Annotated in this window: 16 protein-coding genes; 3 read left to right on the plus strand and 13 right to left on the minus strand. The window is 68.6% G+C overall.

The window, feature by feature from the left end; translation table 11 throughout:
* Position 1 precedes the first annotated feature (1 nt).
* Together dapC and fdxA are read right to left on the minus strand one after the other, a co-directional pair.
* On the minus strand, positions 2-1,093 hold the full coding sequence (gene dapC / locus DFR72_RS14505) for a succinyldiaminopimelate transaminase (protein WP_090065841.1): 1,092 nt from the start codon (positions 1,091-1,093) through the stop codon (positions 2-4).
* Positions 1,094-1,095: 2 nt separating this feature from the next.
* Positions 1,096-1,422 carry a ferredoxin gene (gene fdxA / locus DFR72_RS14510; protein WP_030480843.1) on the minus strand — a complete coding sequence of 109 codons (327 nt, stop codon included), beginning with the start codon at positions 1,420-1,422 and terminating at the stop codon, positions 1,096-1,098.
* A gap of 161 nt (positions 1,423-1,583) precedes the next feature.
* On the opposite strand from fdxA, the gene DFR72_RS14515 reads away from it, so the two are divergent.
* Entirely contained in the window at positions 1,584-2,297 is a 714-nt protein-coding gene (locus DFR72_RS14515) for a GNAT family N-acetyltransferase (RefSeq protein WP_425459892.1), read from the plus strand.
* Here the strand turns inward: DFR72_RS14515 and DFR72_RS14520 are convergent.
* The 9 genes from DFR72_RS14520 to typA form a co-directional block, all read right to left on the minus strand.
* A complete protein-coding gene (locus DFR72_RS14520) occupies positions 2,273-2,752 on the minus strand; it encodes a hypothetical protein (RefSeq protein ID WP_090065639.1) in 480 nt (159 codons plus the stop codon). The two genes, DFR72_RS14515 and DFR72_RS14520, sit on opposite strands and share 25 nt — an antisense overlap.
* A gap of 110 nt (positions 2,753-2,862) precedes the next feature.
* Positions 2,863-3,699, minus strand: coding sequence for an N-acetyl-1-D-myo-inositol-2-amino-2-deoxy-alpha-D-glucopyranoside deacetylase (gene mshB, locus DFR72_RS14525; RefSeq protein ID WP_090065638.1), 837 nt, complete (start codon positions 3,697-3,699; stop codon positions 2,863-2,865).
* 77 nt (positions 3,700-3,776) lie between these two features.
* Positions 3,777-4,769, minus strand: coding sequence for an ABC transporter ATP-binding protein (locus tag DFR72_RS14530; protein ID WP_090065637.1), 993 nt, complete (start codon positions 4,767-4,769; stop codon positions 3,777-3,779).
* A complete protein-coding gene (locus DFR72_RS14535; protein ID WP_090065636.1) occupies positions 4,766-5,926 on the minus strand; it encodes an ABC transporter ATP-binding protein in 1,161 nt (386 codons plus the stop codon). The genes DFR72_RS14530 and DFR72_RS14535 overlap by 4 nt, the downstream gene beginning before the upstream one ends.
* Positions 5,926-6,858 carry an ABC transporter permease gene (locus tag DFR72_RS14540; protein ID WP_425459889.1) on the minus strand — a complete coding sequence of 311 codons (933 nt, stop codon included), beginning with the start codon at positions 6,856-6,858 and terminating at the stop codon, positions 5,926-5,928. The genes DFR72_RS14535 and DFR72_RS14540 overlap by 1 nt, the downstream gene beginning before the upstream one ends.
* Positions 6,851-7,849 (minus strand): ABC transporter permease, encoded by a 999-nt coding sequence (locus DFR72_RS14545; RefSeq protein WP_090065635.1) that lies wholly within the window; start codon positions 7,847-7,849, stop codon positions 6,851-6,853. The genes DFR72_RS14540 and DFR72_RS14545 overlap by 8 nt, the downstream gene beginning before the upstream one ends.
* A 93-nt stretch (positions 7,850-7,942) precedes the next feature.
* Entirely contained in the window at positions 7,943-9,724 is a 1,782-nt protein-coding gene (locus DFR72_RS14550) for an ABC transporter family substrate-binding protein (protein WP_090065839.1), read from the minus strand.
* 301 nt (positions 9,725-10,025) lie between these two features.
* On the minus strand, positions 10,026-11,687 hold the full coding sequence (locus tag DFR72_RS14555; RefSeq protein ID WP_090065634.1) for an ABC transporter family substrate-binding protein: 1,662 nt from the start codon (positions 11,685-11,687) through the stop codon (positions 10,026-10,028).
* Positions 11,688-13,005: 1,318 nt separating this feature from the next.
* Positions 13,006-14,901 (minus strand): translational GTPase TypA, encoded by a 1,896-nt coding sequence (typA, locus tag DFR72_RS14560; RefSeq protein WP_090065633.1) that lies wholly within the window; start codon positions 14,899-14,901, stop codon positions 13,006-13,008.
* A gap of 165 nt (positions 14,902-15,066) precedes the next feature.
* On the opposite strand from typA, the gene DFR72_RS45520 reads away from it, so the two are divergent.
* Positions 15,067-15,222 carry a hypothetical protein gene (locus tag DFR72_RS45520; RefSeq protein ID WP_170176269.1) on the plus strand — a complete coding sequence of 52 codons (156 nt, stop codon included), beginning with the start codon at positions 15,067-15,069 and terminating at the stop codon, positions 15,220-15,222.
* A gap of 183 nt (positions 15,223-15,405) precedes the next feature.
* Here DFR72_RS45520 and DFR72_RS14565 read toward each other — a convergent pair whose 3' ends face one another.
* Positions 15,406-15,708, minus strand: a complete 303-nt coding sequence (locus tag DFR72_RS14565; RefSeq protein ID WP_090065632.1) for a YciI family protein — start codon at positions 15,706-15,708, stop codon at positions 15,406-15,408.
* A 182-nt stretch (positions 15,709-15,890) separates the two neighbouring features.
* Between DFR72_RS14565 and trpS the strand changes: the two genes are divergently transcribed.
* Positions 15,891-16,814, plus strand: a complete 924-nt coding sequence (gene trpS, locus DFR72_RS14570) for a tryptophan--tRNA ligase (protein ID WP_090065631.1) — start codon at positions 15,891-15,893, stop codon at positions 16,812-16,814.
* Here the strand turns inward: trpS and DFR72_RS46865 are convergent.
* Positions 16,807-17,580, minus strand: a complete 774-nt coding sequence (locus DFR72_RS46865) for a (deoxy)nucleoside triphosphate pyrophosphohydrolase (RefSeq protein ID WP_245982943.1) — start codon at positions 17,578-17,580, stop codon at positions 16,807-16,809. The genes trpS and DFR72_RS46865 overlap by 8 nt on opposite strands.
* Positions 17,581-17,586: the final 6 nt, after the last annotated feature.

A 17,586-nucleotide genomic window follows, 5' to 3' on the forward strand; every position in this document is an offset into this window, starting at 1 on the left:
ATCAGACGCCGAGGCGCTCGGCCGCCGCGCCGATCCGTTCGTCCGTGGCCGTGAGCGCGACCCGCACGTGCTGGGCGCCCGCCGGTCCGTAGAACGTGCCCGGAGCCGCGAGGATGCCGCGGTCGGCCAGCCACGAGATCGTCTCCCAGGCGTCCTCACCTCGGGACGACCACAGGTAGAGCCCTGCCTCCGAGTGCGACACGGTGAACCCGGCCGCCTCCAGCGCGGGCTTCAGGACCTCGCGCCGGGCCAGGTACCGGGACCGCTGCTCGGCCACGTGCGCGTCGTCCTCCAGGGCGGCGCGCATGGCCTCCTGCACCGGCCGCGGCACGATCATGCCGGCGTGCTTGCGCAGTTCCAGCAGGCCCGCGACCAGTTCCGGGTCGCCGGTGACGAACCCGGCCCGGTAGCCCGCGAGCGACGACGACTTCGACAGCGAGTGCACGGCGAGCACCCCGTCGAACGAGTCCACAACGGACGGATGCAGCACCGACACCGGTGAGGAGTCCCACGGCAGCGCCAGGTAGCACTCGTCGGACGCCACGACGGCGCCGACCGCGCGGGCGGCGGCGACCGCGTCCCGCAACTGCCCGGCCGACAGCACGCGCCCCGTCGGGTTCGACGGCGAGTTGAGCCACACCAGCTTCGTGCCGGCGGGCGGCAGCTCCCCGTCGGCCAGGCGGACGACCTCCGCACCCGCCAGCAGCGCGCCCACCTCGTAGGTGGGGTACGCGACGGCGGGCACGGCCACGACGTCACCCGGCCCGACGCCGAGCAGGGTGGGCAGCCACGCCACGAGCTCCTTGGAGCCGATCGTGGGCAGCACCGCCGATGCCTGGACGCCGACGATCCCGTACCGGCGCTCCACCGCGGCGACGAAGGCCGCGCGCAGCTCAGGAGTGCCGTGGGTGGTCGGGTAGCCGGGAACGTCGGAGACCGACGACAGCGCGGACTGGATCACCGCGGGAACCGGGTCGACAGGCGTGCCGACCGACAGGTCGACCACGCCGCCGGGGTGCTTGCGCGCCTTGGCGGCATGGCCGGCCAGCTGGTCCCACGGGAAGTCCGGCAGCGCCGGGCCCCTGCGTGAGATGATCAATGCCCCTCAGCCTGCGGCGCGAGCACCTTCACGAACTCCGGGTCGGCGCTGACCTTGCCGACCTTCGACGCGCCACCGGGCGAGCCGAGTTCGTTGAAGAAGTCGACGTTCGCCTTGGTGTAGTCCTTCCACTCGTCGGGGACGTCGTCCTCGTAGTAGATGGCTTCCACCGGGCACACGGGTTCGCACGCGCCACAGTCCACACACTCGTCGGGGTGGATGTAGAGCATCCGGTCGCCTTCGTAGATGCAGTCGACGGGGCACTCTTCGATGCACGCCTTGTCGAGCAGATCCACGCACGGCTGGGCGATCACATAAGTCACTGCGCTCTCCAACTTCATCGGTCACACCGCGCAAGCCGGAGAGTACGCGGCACGTACGAGTATCACCCGGTCAGGCTTGCCTTAGCTGCACGGTGTGCCACGTCACAACCCCTGCTTGAAGAATCTCTTCCCAACCTAGTCAGGATGGACGCGTGCACACCGTGGATCACCTGGAATCACTCTGCGCGCGAGCATGGCCCGCCCTGGCAGAAGTTCCGCTTGGAGACTGGTTGATGCGTGCCGCAGCGGGCTTCACCGGCCGCGCCAACAGCACGCTGACCTGCGGTGACCCCGCGATGCCCATTCCGGACGCGTTGAGGGCCGTGCAAGGGTTCGCCCGCGAGCACGGGATCAAACCCACGGCGCATGTGGTCAACGGCTCACCTCCGGAACGCGCGATCGAGGCCGCCGGCTGGCGGGTCGATCTGGATCATCCGGGCGGCGCCGAGTCACTGGTGATGACGGGCCCGCTGGAGAAGTTCGCGGACGGCGTGGCCGAGAGTCGTGATCTTCCCGGATGGTGGGAACTCACGGCCGGATCCGAGGTGTCGCCCGCGCAACGGCACGTGCTGGGCAGCGGGAGCGGCGTCTGCTTCGCGAGCACCACCGACGGGGACACCGTGATCGCGGCTGTGCGTGGCGCTGTGGTCGAGGACGTGTTGCACGTCGCCCGGCTCGCCGTGCGGCCGTCACACCGCCGTCAGGGCCTCGCGAGGCGCCTCATGGGCGAGGTGGCGGGCTGGGGCCTGGCACAGGGCGCCACGACGTGCGCGCTGCAGGTGGCCGAGCACAACGACCCGGCGATCAGGCTGTACGAGGAACTCGGCTGCACCGAGCACCACCGCTACCGCTACTGGATCCCGGCGGGCTCGTAGAGGCCCGGCCGGTTCGCCGCGTTGCGCGCCATCACCGCACCCACGGCCACCGCGCCGGGGAACGCGCCGGCCGCGAGCATCAGCAGCCCGCGCCAGTCCTGCAGCAGCAGGACCGGAGTGCTGGCGTTGGAGCCGGGCTCCAGGTAGCCGAACACCATCAGCGTGAAGAACCAGACCAGCAGCGGCAGCGCGGCGGTCAGGACCCGCTGGGACAGCCCGGCCGCCCACGACACCAGCAGGGGCGTCGTGACACCGGCGACGATGATCATGATCGGGAACGGCCAGGCACCCAGGTCCGGCAGCAGCGTGCCGTCGAAGCGCAGGGGCAGGAACATCGTTTCGAGCACGGCGAGCACTGCTGCCTCGACGCACAGGAGCAGCAGGAAGACGACTCGCCAGCCAGTGCGGTGATCACCAACCGTCGCCGCGTTGTTCCGGTGGTCAGACGGGTGCATCGTGGTCCCACCCCCGCGTCCTCATGTCGGGCACATGGGGGCGCGGGGGTGGTACCGCGAGGTGCCCTGCTGAGCGCCGGAACAACCCGGCGGCGATTGTGGTCACCGCACTACCTGTCACCCAGTCCTCCGAACAGATCCGCGGCCGCACCCTCCGGCGAGCCCTTGGCGAGCACGTAGTACTCGGCACCGACCAGCGGCTGCGCGATGTCGTTCGACAACGCGTACCCGCCGTCCCACACACTGACCTGCGTCGAGTGTGCACGCAAAGCGCGGCGCTTGGCCGTCAGGTGCTCCGACACGTCGACAACCGTTGTGATCTCTTCATCCGGCGTCACCGGGAGCTCGCCGGCCTCGGGCAGCCGGAACGCCTCGGGGACGTTCTCCAGCGCGGCCACACCGGCGTTCGTGGCGTCGCGGGACGTCACGGCGTAGAAGACCCGCTCGACCTCGGAGACCTGGGCGCACGCGGCGACCGTGATCTCGTGCGCGCGGATGTGGTCGGGGTGGCCGTAGCCGCCGAACGCGTCGTAGCTCACGACGACCTGGGGCTTGACCTCGCGCAGGACCTCGACCAGCTGGGCGGTCTGGTCGTCGAGCGATCCCTGGACGAACGCGCGCGGCTTGGCGTTGGACGGCACGTCGACCATGCCGGAGTCGCGCCACCGGCCGATGCCGCCGAGGAACCTGTGGTCCGTCACACCGAGTGCGGCGCAGGCCGATCTCAGCTCACCCACCCGGTACCCACCCAGCTGATCGGCGGCGTCCGCGGCGAGGTTCGCCAGCGCGGGCGGGATGATCTCGCCCTCTTCACCCAGCGTGCAGGTGACGACGGTGACGTGCGCGCCGGCCGAGGCGTAGCGCGCGATGGTGCCGCCGGTCCAGAGACTCTCGTCGTCCGGGTGGGCGTGCACGAAGAGCAACCGTGGTGGGGCAGTCAGCGTCACTGAAACAGAGTAAAGGCCGCCCTCATCAGTTGATGAAGGCGGCCTTTGCTAACGGTCGCACTTGGTCGGGAAGATCTTTAAACCACGACTCGTTCCTCAGCGAAGTGGCACGCGGACAACGTTCCCTCTGGCCCACCACGCCTTTCCAGCTTCGGTTCCTCGGTGGCGCAGATGTCCTGGGCCTTCCAGCACCGCGTGCGGAACCGGCACCCGGACGGCGGGTTGACCGGCGAGGGAACGTCACCGGTCAGCACGATCCGCTGGCGCTTGCGCTCCGCCTTCGGGTCCGGCATCGGCACCGCGGACAGCAACGCCTGCGTGTACGGGTGCATCGGCTTGCCGTAGATGGCCTCGCGCTCGCCGATCTCGATGATCTTGCCGAGGTACATGACCGCGACCCGGTCCGAGATGTGCCGCACCACCGAGAGGTCGTGCGCGACGAACAGGTACGCGAGCCCCAGCCGTTCCTGCAGTTCCTCCAACAGGTTCACGACACCGGCCTGCACCGAGACGTCCAGAGCGGACACCGGTTCGTCCAGCACCAGGAACTTCGGGTTCAGCGCCAGGGCACGGGCGATGCCGATGCGCTGCCGCTGACCGCCGGAGAACTCGTGCGCGTAACGGCTGCGGTGCTCGGGGTTCAGGCCCACGAGCTCCATCAGCTCGTTGACCCGCCGTTGCACGCCGCCCTCGACACCGTGGATCACCAGGGGTTCCGCGATGATGTCGTTGACCTGCCACTTGGGGTTCAGCGACGCGTACGGGTCCTGGAAGACGATCTGGATGTCCTTGCGCAGCGGCCGCAACTGCTTGGTGCTCATGGTCGTCAGCTCGCGGCCCTCGAACTTCACCGAGCCCGAGGTCGGCTTGTGCAGTTGCAGGATCGCGCGGCCGGTCGTGGACTTGCCGCAGCCGGACTCGCCGACGAGGCCGAGCGTCTCACCGGGCTGCAGCGCGAACGACACCCCGGACACGGCCTGCACCGTGCCGGTGTTGCGCGGGATGATCCCCTTGCCGCGCACGGGGAACTCCTTGACGAGGTCGGTGACCTCCAGCAGTGGCGCGGTCACTTCGCCTCCTCATCCGTGAGCAGAGACCCGTGCACGGCGGTCACTTCGAGCGACTCGTCGGGGTTGGCCGCGGCGAACGCCGCCGGGTTCTCCACCGTGCCGATCTCGTCGTGCAGGAACAGCTTCTGCGGCGTCTCGATCGTCGCCAGGTGCTCCCAGCGGTGGCACCGCGTCTTGTGGTTCGCGGCGCCGGCCTCCTCCAGCAGCGGTTCCCACTCGTGGCACACGTCGGTGACGAGCGGGCAGCGCGGCGAGAACGAGCAGCCGCTCGGCAGGTTCACCAGCGACGGCGGCGCGCCCTTGATCGGGGTGAGTCGCTTGCCCAGGCTGGCCGGGTTCGGGACCGAACCCAGAAGTCCCACCGTGTAGGGCATCCGCGGGCGTTCGAAGACGTCGTCGACCGGGCCGGACTCGACCACGGTGCCGCCGTACATCACCTGCACGCGGTTGACCATGCCCGCGACCACGCCGAGGTCGTGCGTGATCATGACGATCGCCGCGTCGGTCTCGGCCTGCAGGCGCAGCATGGTGTCGAGGATCTGCGCCTGCACCGTCACGTCGAGCGCGGTGGTCGGCTCGTCGGCGATGATCACGCTGGGGTCGTTGATGATCGCCATCGCGATCACCACGCGCTGCCGCATGCCGCCGGAGAACTCGTGCGGGTACTGCGCCGCGCGCTTGTCCGGCTGCGGGATGCCGACCAGTTCCAGCGCCTCGACCGCCTTGGCCCACGCCGCCTTCTTGGAGACGTCGTGGTGCGCGCGGTAGGTCTCGGCGAGCTGCCACCCCACGGTGTAGACGGGGTTCAGCGACGTCATCGGGTCCTGGAAGATCATCGAGATGTGCTTGCTGCGGAACGGTTGCATCTGCTTGTAGGTGCGACCGTTCAGCTCCTCGCCGCGGTAGCGGATCGAGCCTTCGATGACCGCGTTCTTGGGCAGCAGGCCCATGATCGCCATGGAGGACACGGACTTGCCGGAGCCCGACTCGCCGACGATGCCCAGCACGTCGCCGGGGTTGAGGTCGAACGAGACGTTGCGCACGGCACGGACGTCGCCGTCGTCGGTCGGGAAGGTGACCGACAGGTCCTTGACCGAGAGCAGCGGCGCGGTGGTGTTGGAGGGCAGGAAGTCCTCCGTCAGTTCGGAAACACTCATCAGGCACGCACCTTCGTCTGCCTCGGGTCGAACGCGTCGCGCAGGCCGTCACCGATGAAGTTGACGGCCAGGGAGAGCGACACGAGCACGATGAACGGACCCCAGAACAGCCACGGGCGGTTCATGAACTGCCCGTAGTTCTCGAGCACGATGACGCCGAGCGAGGTGTCCGGGGGCTGGACGCCCAGTCCCAGGAACGACAACGCGGCCTCGGTCAGCACCGCGGCGGCGATCGCCAGCGTGGCGTTCACCGTGATGCTGCCGATCATGTTCGGCACGAGGTGCTTGAAGATGATGCGCGGCGTCGAGGCGCCACACGCCCGTGCCGCTTCGATGAACTCCCGCTGTGCCAGCGAAAGCGTCTCACCGCGGGTGATGCGGGCGATCGACATCCACGCGAACGCGGCGAGCACCAGCGCGACGACGTACCAGCTGCCGGAGAAGCCCTTGACGACGATCGCGGCGACCGCGATCTGCGGGATGATCAGCAGCAGGTCGACGAGGCGCATCAGCACCGTGTCGATGAAGCCGCGCAGATATCCCGCCAGGGCACCGAAGGTCACGCCGATCGCGGTCGCCAGCGCGGCCACGATCAACGCGATCTGCAGCGAGTAGGCCGTGCCGCGCATGAGCAGCGCGAGCATGTCCTTGCCGACCTGGGTGGTGCCGAGCGGGTGGGTGCCGCTCATCGGCTGGTAGGACTTGCTGGTCACGTCCTCGTAGTCGAAGGTCCAGATGAAGGGACCGACGAACGCGAACAGCACGAGGAAGACGAAGACGCCGAGGCTCACCATCGCGAGCCGGTGGCGCAGGAAGCGCCGCATCACGAGCTGGCCCTGCGTGCGGGTCTTGGTGGCGTCGAACTCGTGGGAACTGGACTCGGGAGCGCTGTTCACCACGCCGCCCTCGGACGCCAAGTTGATGTTAGCCAAGGCGAATCCTAGGGTCGAGGATGCCGTACACGACGTCGGCGATCAGGTTGAACAGCACGATCAGGGTCGCCGTGACGGCGAGCCAGCCCATCAGCATCGGCGGGTCGAACTGCCGCACGGAGTTGACCAGCAGCGTGCCCATGCCGGCCCAGCCGAACACGGTCTCGGTGATGATCGCGCCGGACAGCACGGCACCGAAGTTCAGCGAGAACAGCGTGGACACCGGGATGAGCGCGTTGCGGAACGCGTGCCTGAAGATCACACGGCTCTGCGAGATGCCCTTCGCCCGCGCGGTGCGCACGAAGTCCGAGTGCAGGATCTCCAGCATGGAGGCGCGTTCGAACCGGCTGTAGGCGGCGAAGCTGATCAGCATCAGCGCGACCGTCGGCAGCAGGAACGTGCCGGTGTACTTGAAGATCACCTCACCGAAGCTGCCGCTGAAGCCACCCGGCCGGGGGCCCGCGGTGGTGAGCCAGCGGTCCAGCCCCATCGACTCCAGGACGTTGTTGAACTGGATGCCGTAGTTCTTCACGATGACCGCGACGCAGAAGATCGGCATCGAGAACATGAGGAACGCGGTGCTGGTGGCGAGGTAGTCGAAGATCGAGTACTGGCGCACGGCGGCGAGCACGCCGACCGAGACACCCAGGGTGAGAGCGAGGAGCTCGGCGCCGATGACGAGGCGTCCGGTGGTCCACAGCGCGTCGGTGACGGCCGGGAAGACAGCGGTCTTGGCCTGACCGAGGGCGATGCTCTGACCCCAGTCGCCGGACAGGAAGTCGGCGAGCCAGTTCCAGTAGCGGATGAAGACCGGCTTGTCCAAGCCGAGAGCCACCTCGGCCGCCTTGAGGTCGGCTTCGGTGACGCCGGGCCGGAATCGCATTTCCGCCAAGGGGTTTCCGGCGGTGGCGACGAGGACGTAACAGGCGAAGCTGCCGATCAGCAGGATGGGTATGGAGATCAGCAGCCGTCGGATGATGTAGCGGATCACGGCGAGCTCCTAGGGGGCAACCCGGCTCGGGCGGGGCCGGACTCGTGGTCCGGCCCCGCCCGGTCAGGCGTAGCGCACTTCAGCTAAGACGATTTACTTGGTCTGCCACTCGTTGGCGTTCCAAAGCGCGCCGTAGTAGCTCTGGAAGTACACGCGGTCGAGCCCCTTGAAGGCCCACATGTTCGGCATCTGGAAGAGCGGGAGCGAACCGTAGGCGTTCGCGATCTCCTCGTCGGCCTTCTGGAAGTACTTGAGCGAGTCCGCGATCGACGTCTGGGACACGGCCGACTTGAAGGCCTCGTCCGCGGCCGGGACGGTCAGGTTCTGCCAGTTCTGGCCACCGCCCGTCTCGTAGATCGACTTCTTGTCGCTCTTGGTCGGGCCACCGGACCACGCGAACAGCGCGACGTCGTAGTCACCCTGGCTCACGCGCTCGTCGAGGAAGTTGGGGTCGGTGTCGTCCTTGATCTCGATACCGGCTTCCTTGCACTGGCCCTGGACCAGCTCGACAGTCTGCTTGCGCCGCGGGATGTCGGTGTGGCTGATCCGGAAGGAGGCGCGCACGCCGTCCTTCGCGAACACGCCGTCCGCACCCTGCGTCCAGCCCGCGTCACTGAGGATCTTCTTCGACGCGACCGCGTCGCCCTTGGCCTTCTCGGCGTAGAGGTCCTTGTAGCCCTCGTCCTTCGGGAAGAAGATCAGGCTGCCGAGCGGCTTCGCGTCGGCCTGCACCTCGGAGATCAGCTTGTCGATGATGTCCTGGCGCTTGACGCACATGAAGAACGCCTTGCGGATCTCTTCCTTCGAGAGCACCGGGTGCTTCATCTGGATGTCGAAGTGCTCGAACGACAGGCCGGGGCCCGCGCCGAACGTGATGCCCTGGGCGCTGAGGCCCTTCAGCTTCGTCGCCGCGTTCGCGTCGGGCTGGGCCATGGAGTTGACGGCGACCTCGCCGTTCTCCAGCGCCTGCGCCTGCGCGACGGGGTCCGGGACCGCCTTGAGGACGATCTTGGACGGGCCACCGGGCTTGCCGACCCACTTGGGGTTGCGCTCCAGCGTCACCGACTGGTTCGGCTCGAAGGCCGTCAGGACGTAGGGGCCCGCACCCGGCATGAGCGCCGCGGTGAAGCCGTTCCACTTCTCGTTCCAGAAGTCGGCGGCCTTCTGGATGTCAGCGGCCGCGCTGTCCTTGTTCAGCTTCGTGATGTCGGCGACGCCGGCGTTCTTCTCCAGGATGTGCGCGGGGAGAACGTCGTTGTTGAACAGGCCGATGTAGTCCGGGTACGGGTCGGCGAACGAGCCGACGAACGTCTGGTCGTCCTTGCACTCACCGGTCATCAGGTCGTACCCGGTGCTGCCGGCCGGCTTGAAGTACTTGCTGCCGTCGGCCTTCTTGGACGAGTTGCTCTGGGTGAACCACGCCATGTAGAAGTCGTCGCAGTCCCAGGCTTCGCCGTCGGACCAGCTGACGCCCTTCTTCAGCTTCCACGTCACGACCTGCGGAGACTTCGAGGTGACCTCGACGCTCTCCATCACGTCCTTGTTGACGCTGTACTTGTTGTTGCCGTTCAGGATGTGCGCACCCGGCTGTGTGAGAACCAGGGCGAACGTGTTGTAGGACTGGTTGGCGTCCTCGGTCGCGTTGTTGTACGCGGTGAACGCCTTGTCCGTCGACACCACGATCTGGTCGCTCTGCTTCGTCTCCGGCGCGGTGTAGCCGTCCGCGGACTCGCCGCGTGCGACGGCCATCTCCGCCACGGTGGCGTCGCCACCGTTCGCGTCGCTGCTCCCACCACCGCCACCACCGCAGGCACCCAGCACGAGAGACGCGCTGGCGACCAGCGCGATCGCCGGAAGTGCTTTGGTTCTCCTCATCGACACGTGCCCTCCTAGCACTGGGCGGCTGTGGCCTGGTCGGCCAGCACGCCCATAACCGTGATGTGCCATACGCGCCCCGAACCGGCACATCGTGGGCAGCACGGTAAGAACCCGTTGAGGCGGCGGTCACTACCTGGGAGGGGGATCGTGACCCAATGGAAACAGGTTGTAGCAGGCCGCAATGGCCCGATTACCGGGCGAATGCGTTCGTTGACCGGGCGCACGGAATTCTGTCAACGAGAACGGCCGAACGTAGCAACGCGAAAAGTGCGCGCGCAACGCAATTTCGACCCCTCGACTACTTGTCGAGGCGCCGCCATTCGGGTGCACCGCTGAGCACGCCCGCCAGGGGTGCCCCGGTGTCGACACCCGAAACCGTCGGAAGCACACCAAGTAGGTCGACTACTTGGAACAACGGCACCGACACGGCCTGGGCGGCGATCAACGGCTCGACCCTCGCCAGCACGTCGGACACGAGGACCTTGCCGTTGAGGGCGGCCTCGACGTCCGCCTGGATCGCCGGGTCGCAGAAGCCGGCGGCGTTCTGCGGGCTGGGCGTCGCCCCGTCCGGAACGTTCCCGGCACACCCGAACTCACTCGCGAGCGCCGCCGCCGTGTCCCCCGCGTCGACGCGCGGCACGACAGCGATGTCGACGTCCTTCTCGGTGAGCTGCGTGCTGAAGAGGTCCTCGGCACTCGGCGTGACGACCTCGGAGTCGATCCCGCGTTCCTTCAGCTGGACCTTGATCCGGTTCGCGATGGAGACGTACGGCTCGGACTTCTCGGGCGCGGCGATGCGGAGCTTGAGCGCCTTGCCCGCCTTCTGCCACTCGGTGCCGGCCTTCGAGTAGCCGGCCTCGGTCAGCAACTGCTCGCTCGCCGCCGCGTCCAGCGTGTTCCCGTTGATCGTCCTCACGTACCCGGCACGGCTGGGCGGCACCACGTACGAGTCGGCCCGGAACGAGGCACTGGGCCCGCTCTGCGTCCCGGAGGCGATGAGCGCCTCGCGGTCGAGCGCGGCCACGACCGCCTTGCGCGTCTTGACGTCCGCCAGCCGCTCACTCGCCGGCCGCAGCAACACCTGCACGACCTCGTTGCGCGGCACCGGCTTCGTCGTGAGCTTCTCGATCCCCTTGAGCAGGTTCACATCCGCGGCGTCCGCACGCAGGAGCGCGGCCTGGTTGTCGCCTTTGGACAGTGACTCGGCCATCGCGCTGTGCGTGGCCCTGCGGATGACGACCCGGTCGAGCGTCGTCGGCGTTTCCCAGTACCGGTCGCTGCGTTCGAGCACGACCTCGCCACGCGGCTCGTCGAGGCTGCGCACCTGGAAAGGCCCTGCCGTGGCCGGGAACCCGGTGGCGAGCACGTTCGACCACGTACCGGGCGCGTCCTTGAGCAGGTGCGCGGGCAACAGGTTCGAGAAGAGGCTCCGCCACCCGGGGAACGGCTTGCCGAAGACGACCTCGACGACCTTGCCGCCCTCACGGGAACTGACGTTGTTGACAAGCCGGTAACCCGCCGGATCCACAACACCGGGCTCGGCCCGCATACGCTGCCACAGGTAGTAGAAGTCCTCGGCGGCGATCGGAGCGCTGTCCGACCAGCTGGCGTCCTTGCGAATCGTGTAGGTGACCGTGAACGGCTCGGCCTTGGTGACCTTCGCGCTCACCATCAGGTTCCGGTCGAGCTGCGGCGCGCCGTCATTTCCCGGCCTGAACGGACTCGGCAGCAGCAGCGAACTCAACGCGGTCGTGATGGGACTCTGCGCGGCGAGGGCGTGCGGGTTGTAACCGCCGGCCACGTCGTCCACGCCCACCACGATCTCCGTGACCTTGGGCCCCGTGGTGGTGATGACAGGTGCCTCGGACTTCGGGACCAGGGGCGGAGGCGGCGCGTTCGTGCACGCCGCAGCTGTGCCGCACAGGACGGCAGCAGCAAGCACTCCCCCGAGTCGCCTCATGGTCCTCACATTGCCAGAAGGTTGGTGGTGGCGTTCGGGCAACCCAGGTTTTGTCACCCGCGCCACTTGAGGGACGTGCGGTGGTTGGGGCGGGTTGCTCGTTCGGTTAGTAGTACGGCTCACCTGGTCGTGTGGTTCGGCTGGTGTGGGGCGGTGTTGGGCTCGGTTGGTGCTGGGCTGGGACTGGGTGGCGCCTGCCGGGGCCGGGTTGGCAGTGCCGGGCTGGGCGACGGGCTGGGCTGGGACTGGGTGGCGGGGCCGGGGTGGGTTGGTGTTGCCGGGCTGGGGTTGGGCCTGGGTGTCGGGCTGAGCCTGAGCAACGGGCTGGGCCTGGACTGCGGGCTGGCCTGGCAGGTGGCGGGCCAGATACCGAACGGGTCGGCTTGCGCTGGCTGGCGCCGGTTCCAGCGGAGTGCTCACCTGCCGTGCGAGCGGTCACCTTGCTTGAGCGGGTGGGTTGGCAGTGCGCAGGTCGGCTTGCGTGGGCTTGTCGCGTTCCAGCGGGGTGGTCGCCTGCCGTGCGGGCGGTCGCCTTGCGTGGGTGGTTGCTCAGGCAGGACCGGGCCGGTGCGGGTCATCGCCGCTGCGCGTCGATAGCGATTGGGGCTTGACCTTGAGCCTCTGGCGGGATGCTTAAACGGCCGGAAAAGGCCGGGCAAAAAGCGCCCGGCCGTGCCCATGAGGGGAGCATCCCGCCCACTCAAGGTAAAGCCCCAATCGCACAGTGCGTGGGTCACCACCGCTTCACCAGCCCGAAGCAGTTCACACGCCTCGGCTTCGCCATCGCGATTGGCGGCACGGCGGCTCGGCTTCGCCGTTGCTCTGCACGCAGGGAGGGACGCCTCGGCTTCGCTGTTGCGTCGGGCGGCAGGGTGGCTTGCCTTCGGCGTTGCCCTTGCTGCGCGGTTTGAGTTCCACAGCGCCTCGCTCTCAGACCTCGCCTCTGGTCACACCAACCCACCCCCGCATCGGCCGCATCCCGCCATCCAATCGACCCCCGCCAGCTGCCGCTTCCGCCCTCCAGACCGGCCCCGATCGCCTTCCAGCTGCTCCCGCCATCGGCGCCGTCTCTGGCTCACGCCCCACCCGAGGCATTCCTGCCATCTCCGCTACCCGGCCCCGGTCCTTCTGCCGCTTTCGTCATCCGCGCGGCCTCGACCTCGACCTCGCCCGCCAGTCGCTCGGCTCCTCAAGCGCGGCTCGGCCCAGATCACCCCTCCATCGCGCCCGGTCTGCCCCCTGCCAGGCCCCGGACACGACGAAGGGCGGCCGGGCCGGTGGCCTGGCCGCCCTTGTCAGGCGTGCTTGCGTGCTGGTGTCAGCCGCGTGCCTTGAGGCGCGAGCGCTCGCGGCCTCGCAGGTTCGCGTCCAGGGTCACCTTGCGGACGCGGATGACCTCCGGGGCCACCTCCACGCACTCGTCGGAGGCGCAGAACTCCAGCGCTTCCTCCAGCGAGAGCTTGCGGGGGCGGGCCAGGGTCTCCATCACGTCTGCCGTGGAGGAGCGCATGTTCGTGAGCTTCTTCTCGCGGGTGATGTTGACGTCGAGGTCCTCGGCGCGCGGGTTCTCGCCCACGACCATGCCCTCGTAGGCGTCGGCGCCCGGCTCCACGAAGAACGTGCCGCGGTCGGCCAGCTGGATCATCGCGTAGGCGGTGATGGAGCCGGTGCGGTCGGCGACCAGGGAGCCGTTGTGGCGGGTGCGGATCTCGCCCGCCCACGGGGCGTAGCCCTCGGAGACGGCGTTGGCGATGCCGGTGCCGCGGGTCTCGGTGAGGAACTCCGTGCGGAAGCCGATGAGGCCTCGTGACGGGACCACGTAGTCGAGCTTGATGCGGCCGGTGCCGTGGCCCGACATGTTCTCCATGCGGCCCTTGCGGTTCGCCAGCAGCTGCGTGACGGCGCCGAGATGCTCCTCGGGGCAGTCGACGGACAGGCGCTCGAACGGCTCGTGGACCTTGCCGTCGACGGTGTGCGTGACGACCTGGGGCTTGCCCACGGTCAGCTCGAAGCCCTCGCGGCGCATCTGCTCGACCAGGATGGCCAGCGCCAGCTCGCCTCGGCCCTGCACCTCCCAGGTGTCCGGGCGCTCGGTCGGGAGCACCTTCACGGACACGTTGCCGACGAGCTCGGCGTCGAGACGCGCCTTGAGCACGCGGGCGGTGAGCTTGGTGCCGCCGTTGCGACCCGCCAGGGGCGAGGTGTTCACACCGACGGTCATCGAGATGGCCGGCTGGTCGACCGTGATCCGGGGCAGCGCCTCGGGGGTCTCGGCGTCGGCCAGCGTGTCACCGATGGTGATGTCCGAGATGCCGGCGATGGCGACCAGGTCACCCGCACGGGCGAACTCGGCCGGGACGCGGTCCAGCGCCTCGGCGATGAGGAGCTCGGTGATGCGGACCTTGACGGGCTCGCCGTCCTCGCGGCACCAGGCGACGGTCTCGCCCTTGCGCATCGTGCCCCGGTGGATGCGGCACAGCGCGATACGACCGAGGAACGTCGAGGCGTCGAGGTTCGTGACGAGCGCCTGCAGCGGGCCGTCGACGTCGACGTGAGGAGCGGGGATGTGGTCGAGCAGCACCTGGAACAGGACGTCCAGGTTCTCCTCGTCCGGCTGGCCGCCGTCCTCGGGCTGGTTCAGCGACGCGCGACCGGCGCGTGCCGAGGCGAAGACGACCGGCAGGTCCAGCACGGACTCGTCGGCACCTACCTCGGTCGCGAGGTCGAGCAGCAGGTCGTGGGCTTCCTCGACGACCTCGGAGATCCGGGCGTCGGGGCGGTCGACCTTGTTGACCAGCAGGATCACCGGCAGGCCGGCCGCGAGCGTCTTGCGCAGCACGAAGCGCGTCTGGGGCAGCGGGCCCTCGGACGCGTCGACCAGCAGGACGACGCCGTCGACCATCGACAGCGCACGCTCGACCTCGCCGCCGAAGTCGGCGTGGCCGGGGGTGTCGACCACGTTGATGATCACGTCGCCGTCCGGCGTGTGCCTGCGCACAGCCGTGTTCTTGGCGAGGATCGTGATGCCCTTCTCCCGCTCGAGCTCGCCCGAGTCCATGACCCGGTCGACGAGCTCGGCACGCGCGGAGAAGGCGCCAGACTGGCGCAACATTGCATCGACCAAGGTGGTCTTACCGTGGTCGACGTGCGCGACGATCGCGACATTTCGCAGGTCAGTTCGCGTCTGAAGGACAGACGCGGTGGCCGTGGGCACGCAGAACTCCTAGAGCTTCGAAGGCGTTGGAGGGGCTCGCGCCGGACACTTCGATGCGCAGGGCCACTACTGATACTACCGGCTGCGTCGCCATTACCACACAAGAGTGCCAGTGAACTGAGCCTCACCTACTCTAGCGATACGTGGCGGAGTGGAGTTCAACCAGTGGGCAAGAAGCTCAAGAAGAAGTGCTGCCGGTCGAAGCCCCAGTGCAAGCGCTGCCCGGTTCCGTTCCTGCTCAAGGAGCGTGACAAGGCCAGGAAGAAGGCCGCGAAGAAGGCTGAGAAGGCGGCCAAGAAGGCTCTGAAGAAGGCCGTCTGAGGCCCTCCGGAGGGCCGTCGTGCGCGGGTACGGCGGCAGGTCTTCTCCAGCGTCGCTCGACCGCCGGGCGGCCCGCGCACAGGTGTCGAAGCTCACCCCAACAACACGATCGCCGGGTCCGAGGCGCACGGTGCCACCCCGGTCGCCCAGCGCGGCGATCGAGTGGCCGGCCTCACCGGAGCCCTAGGACTGCAGCACGGCCTCGTTCAGCTTCAGGAGTTCGGGCGCCGTTCGCGTCGCCTCGAACTCGCAGATCTCGTACTTCACCAGCTTCTGCTCGGCCCACGGGTCCGTGGCGAGCAGCGCCTCGAGCTTGCCCCGGGGCATGGGCCGCGTGATGATCACGCCGCCCGTCCTCGGCACCTGACGCCCCGAAGCGAGGAAGAGACCTCGCTCGTACTGCTCCTCGACCCAGTTCCGGTGGTCGGGGAGGGCGTAGTCGATCTGTTCCAGTGGCGCGGCGTACTTCAGCAGCACGATGAACATGCGTTGACGGTAGACCTATACTCACCATCGTGCGCACGACGAACGCCTTCTGGTGGGCCGCTTTCAGGCGGCCGGAGTAGCTGCGCGCAGACACCACCACTGACGCGTGCACAGGCCGCCCGGACGGGCGGCTTTTTCGTGCGTGTCGTCCGAGGCGGTCCTTCACGAAAGGACCACTCATCATGATCCGGCTCTCCGCCATCACGCCCTCCGGCCAGGTGCACCTGGGCAACTACCTCGGCGCGCTGCGCACGTGGGCCCGTGAGGGCACCGACGACGACGTGTACTTCATCAGCGACCTGCACGCGATGACGTCGTCGCACAACCCGCAACGGCTGCGATCCATGACGCGGGAGCAGCTCGCGGTGCTCATCGCGTCCGGCATCGCCCCTGCCAGCGTGTGCGTGCAGAGCGATCTGATCCGCGAGCTGGGAGCGCTGAACTGGGTGCTGGAGTGCACCTGCACCTACGGCGAGGCCGCGCGGATGATCCAGTTCAAGGAGAAGTCGCTCGGCCGCGAGTCGGTGCGGCTGAGCCTGCTGACCTATCCGGTGCTGATGGCCGCGGACATCCTGCTGCAGGGCACCGCGGAGGTGCCGGTCGGCGAGGACCAGCTCCAGCACGTCGAACTGGCCCGTGCGCTCGCCCGGCGGTTCAACCACGCCTACGGCGACGCGTTCATCGTGCCGACCGCGGTGGTGCCGAAGGTGGGGGCGCGCATCAAGGACCTCTCCGACCCGGCGCGCAAGATGGACAAGTCGGCGCAGAACTCCGCGGGCGTCGTCTTCGTGCTCGACGACCCGGACCTCGTGCGGCGCAAGGTCCGCAGGGCCGTGTCGTCCACCGAGGGCATCGCGAACCTGACCGAGGTCCTCGCCTCCTGCACCGGCAAGGAGCCCGAGGACTACACGAGCAGGTTCTCCGACCTCAAGAACGTCGTGGCTGAAGCGGTGATCGAGGAGCTCCGTCCCGTGCGCGACCGCACGCTGGAGCTGCTCGCCGACCCCGCCGAGCTGGACCGGATCAGGGCGTCCGGCGCGGAACGGGCCCGTGAGCGCGCCCAGCACCGGCTGAACGCGGCCCTGCGCCTGTCCGGGCTCAGTTGAGGAGATCCTGAAGGGCCGGCACCAGCACGCGATCGGCGGGCAGCCAGTCCAGGCCGGGAAGCTCGCCGGCGGTGAACCACCGGACAGCGTTGTGCTCCAACGCTTCCGGCTCACCTCCGGCGAGCTCCGCGGCGAAGATCCGCAGCACCAGGTCCTTCTTCAACGGCACGTCCGGCCCGACCTGCTCGCCGACGACGACGGGAACGCCCAGCTCTTCCACGCACTCGCGCACCAGCGCGTCCGCGGGCTTCTCCCCCGGCTCGACCCGCCCGCCGGGCAGTTCCCACTGCCCCGCATGACTTTCCGGGAATGAACGCTGCTGCGCCAGCAACCGTCCACCCCGGACGATCGCCGCGCCCACCACGACCCTGGCCGCACGCAGCTCCTCGCACCGCCGGGCGAGCAACGCCGAGCGCTTCTCCAGCACCCGCAACGCCATCCCGCGCCCGACCGCGACGTCCGCGAACCGGCCGACGACACCGCGCACCGAGGTCCACGAGACCCGGTCGACCACCATCGTCCCGGCGCCGGTCGTCACGAGATCCGTGTGCAGCTCCAGGAAGTCACCGGCCGCGGACACCCCGGACAGGTCGGCGCGCGTGACCGTCAGCCGCACCCCGAACGGCCCGGTGAGCACGTCTCCCAGGCACAGCAGCGGGCCCGGGACCCCCACCCCGAACCCCGCGATCAGCGAGGTGTCCAGCAGGGCACCCGCGACGACGGGGACGGGCGCGTCGACCAGCGCCGACGCTCGCAACTCAGGCACCAGAGC

The sequence above is a fragment of the Lentzea flaviverrucosa genome (assembly GCF_003350445.1).
Taxonomy (GTDB): domain Bacteria; phylum Actinomycetota; class Actinomycetes; order Mycobacteriales; family Pseudonocardiaceae; genus Lentzea; species Lentzea californiensis.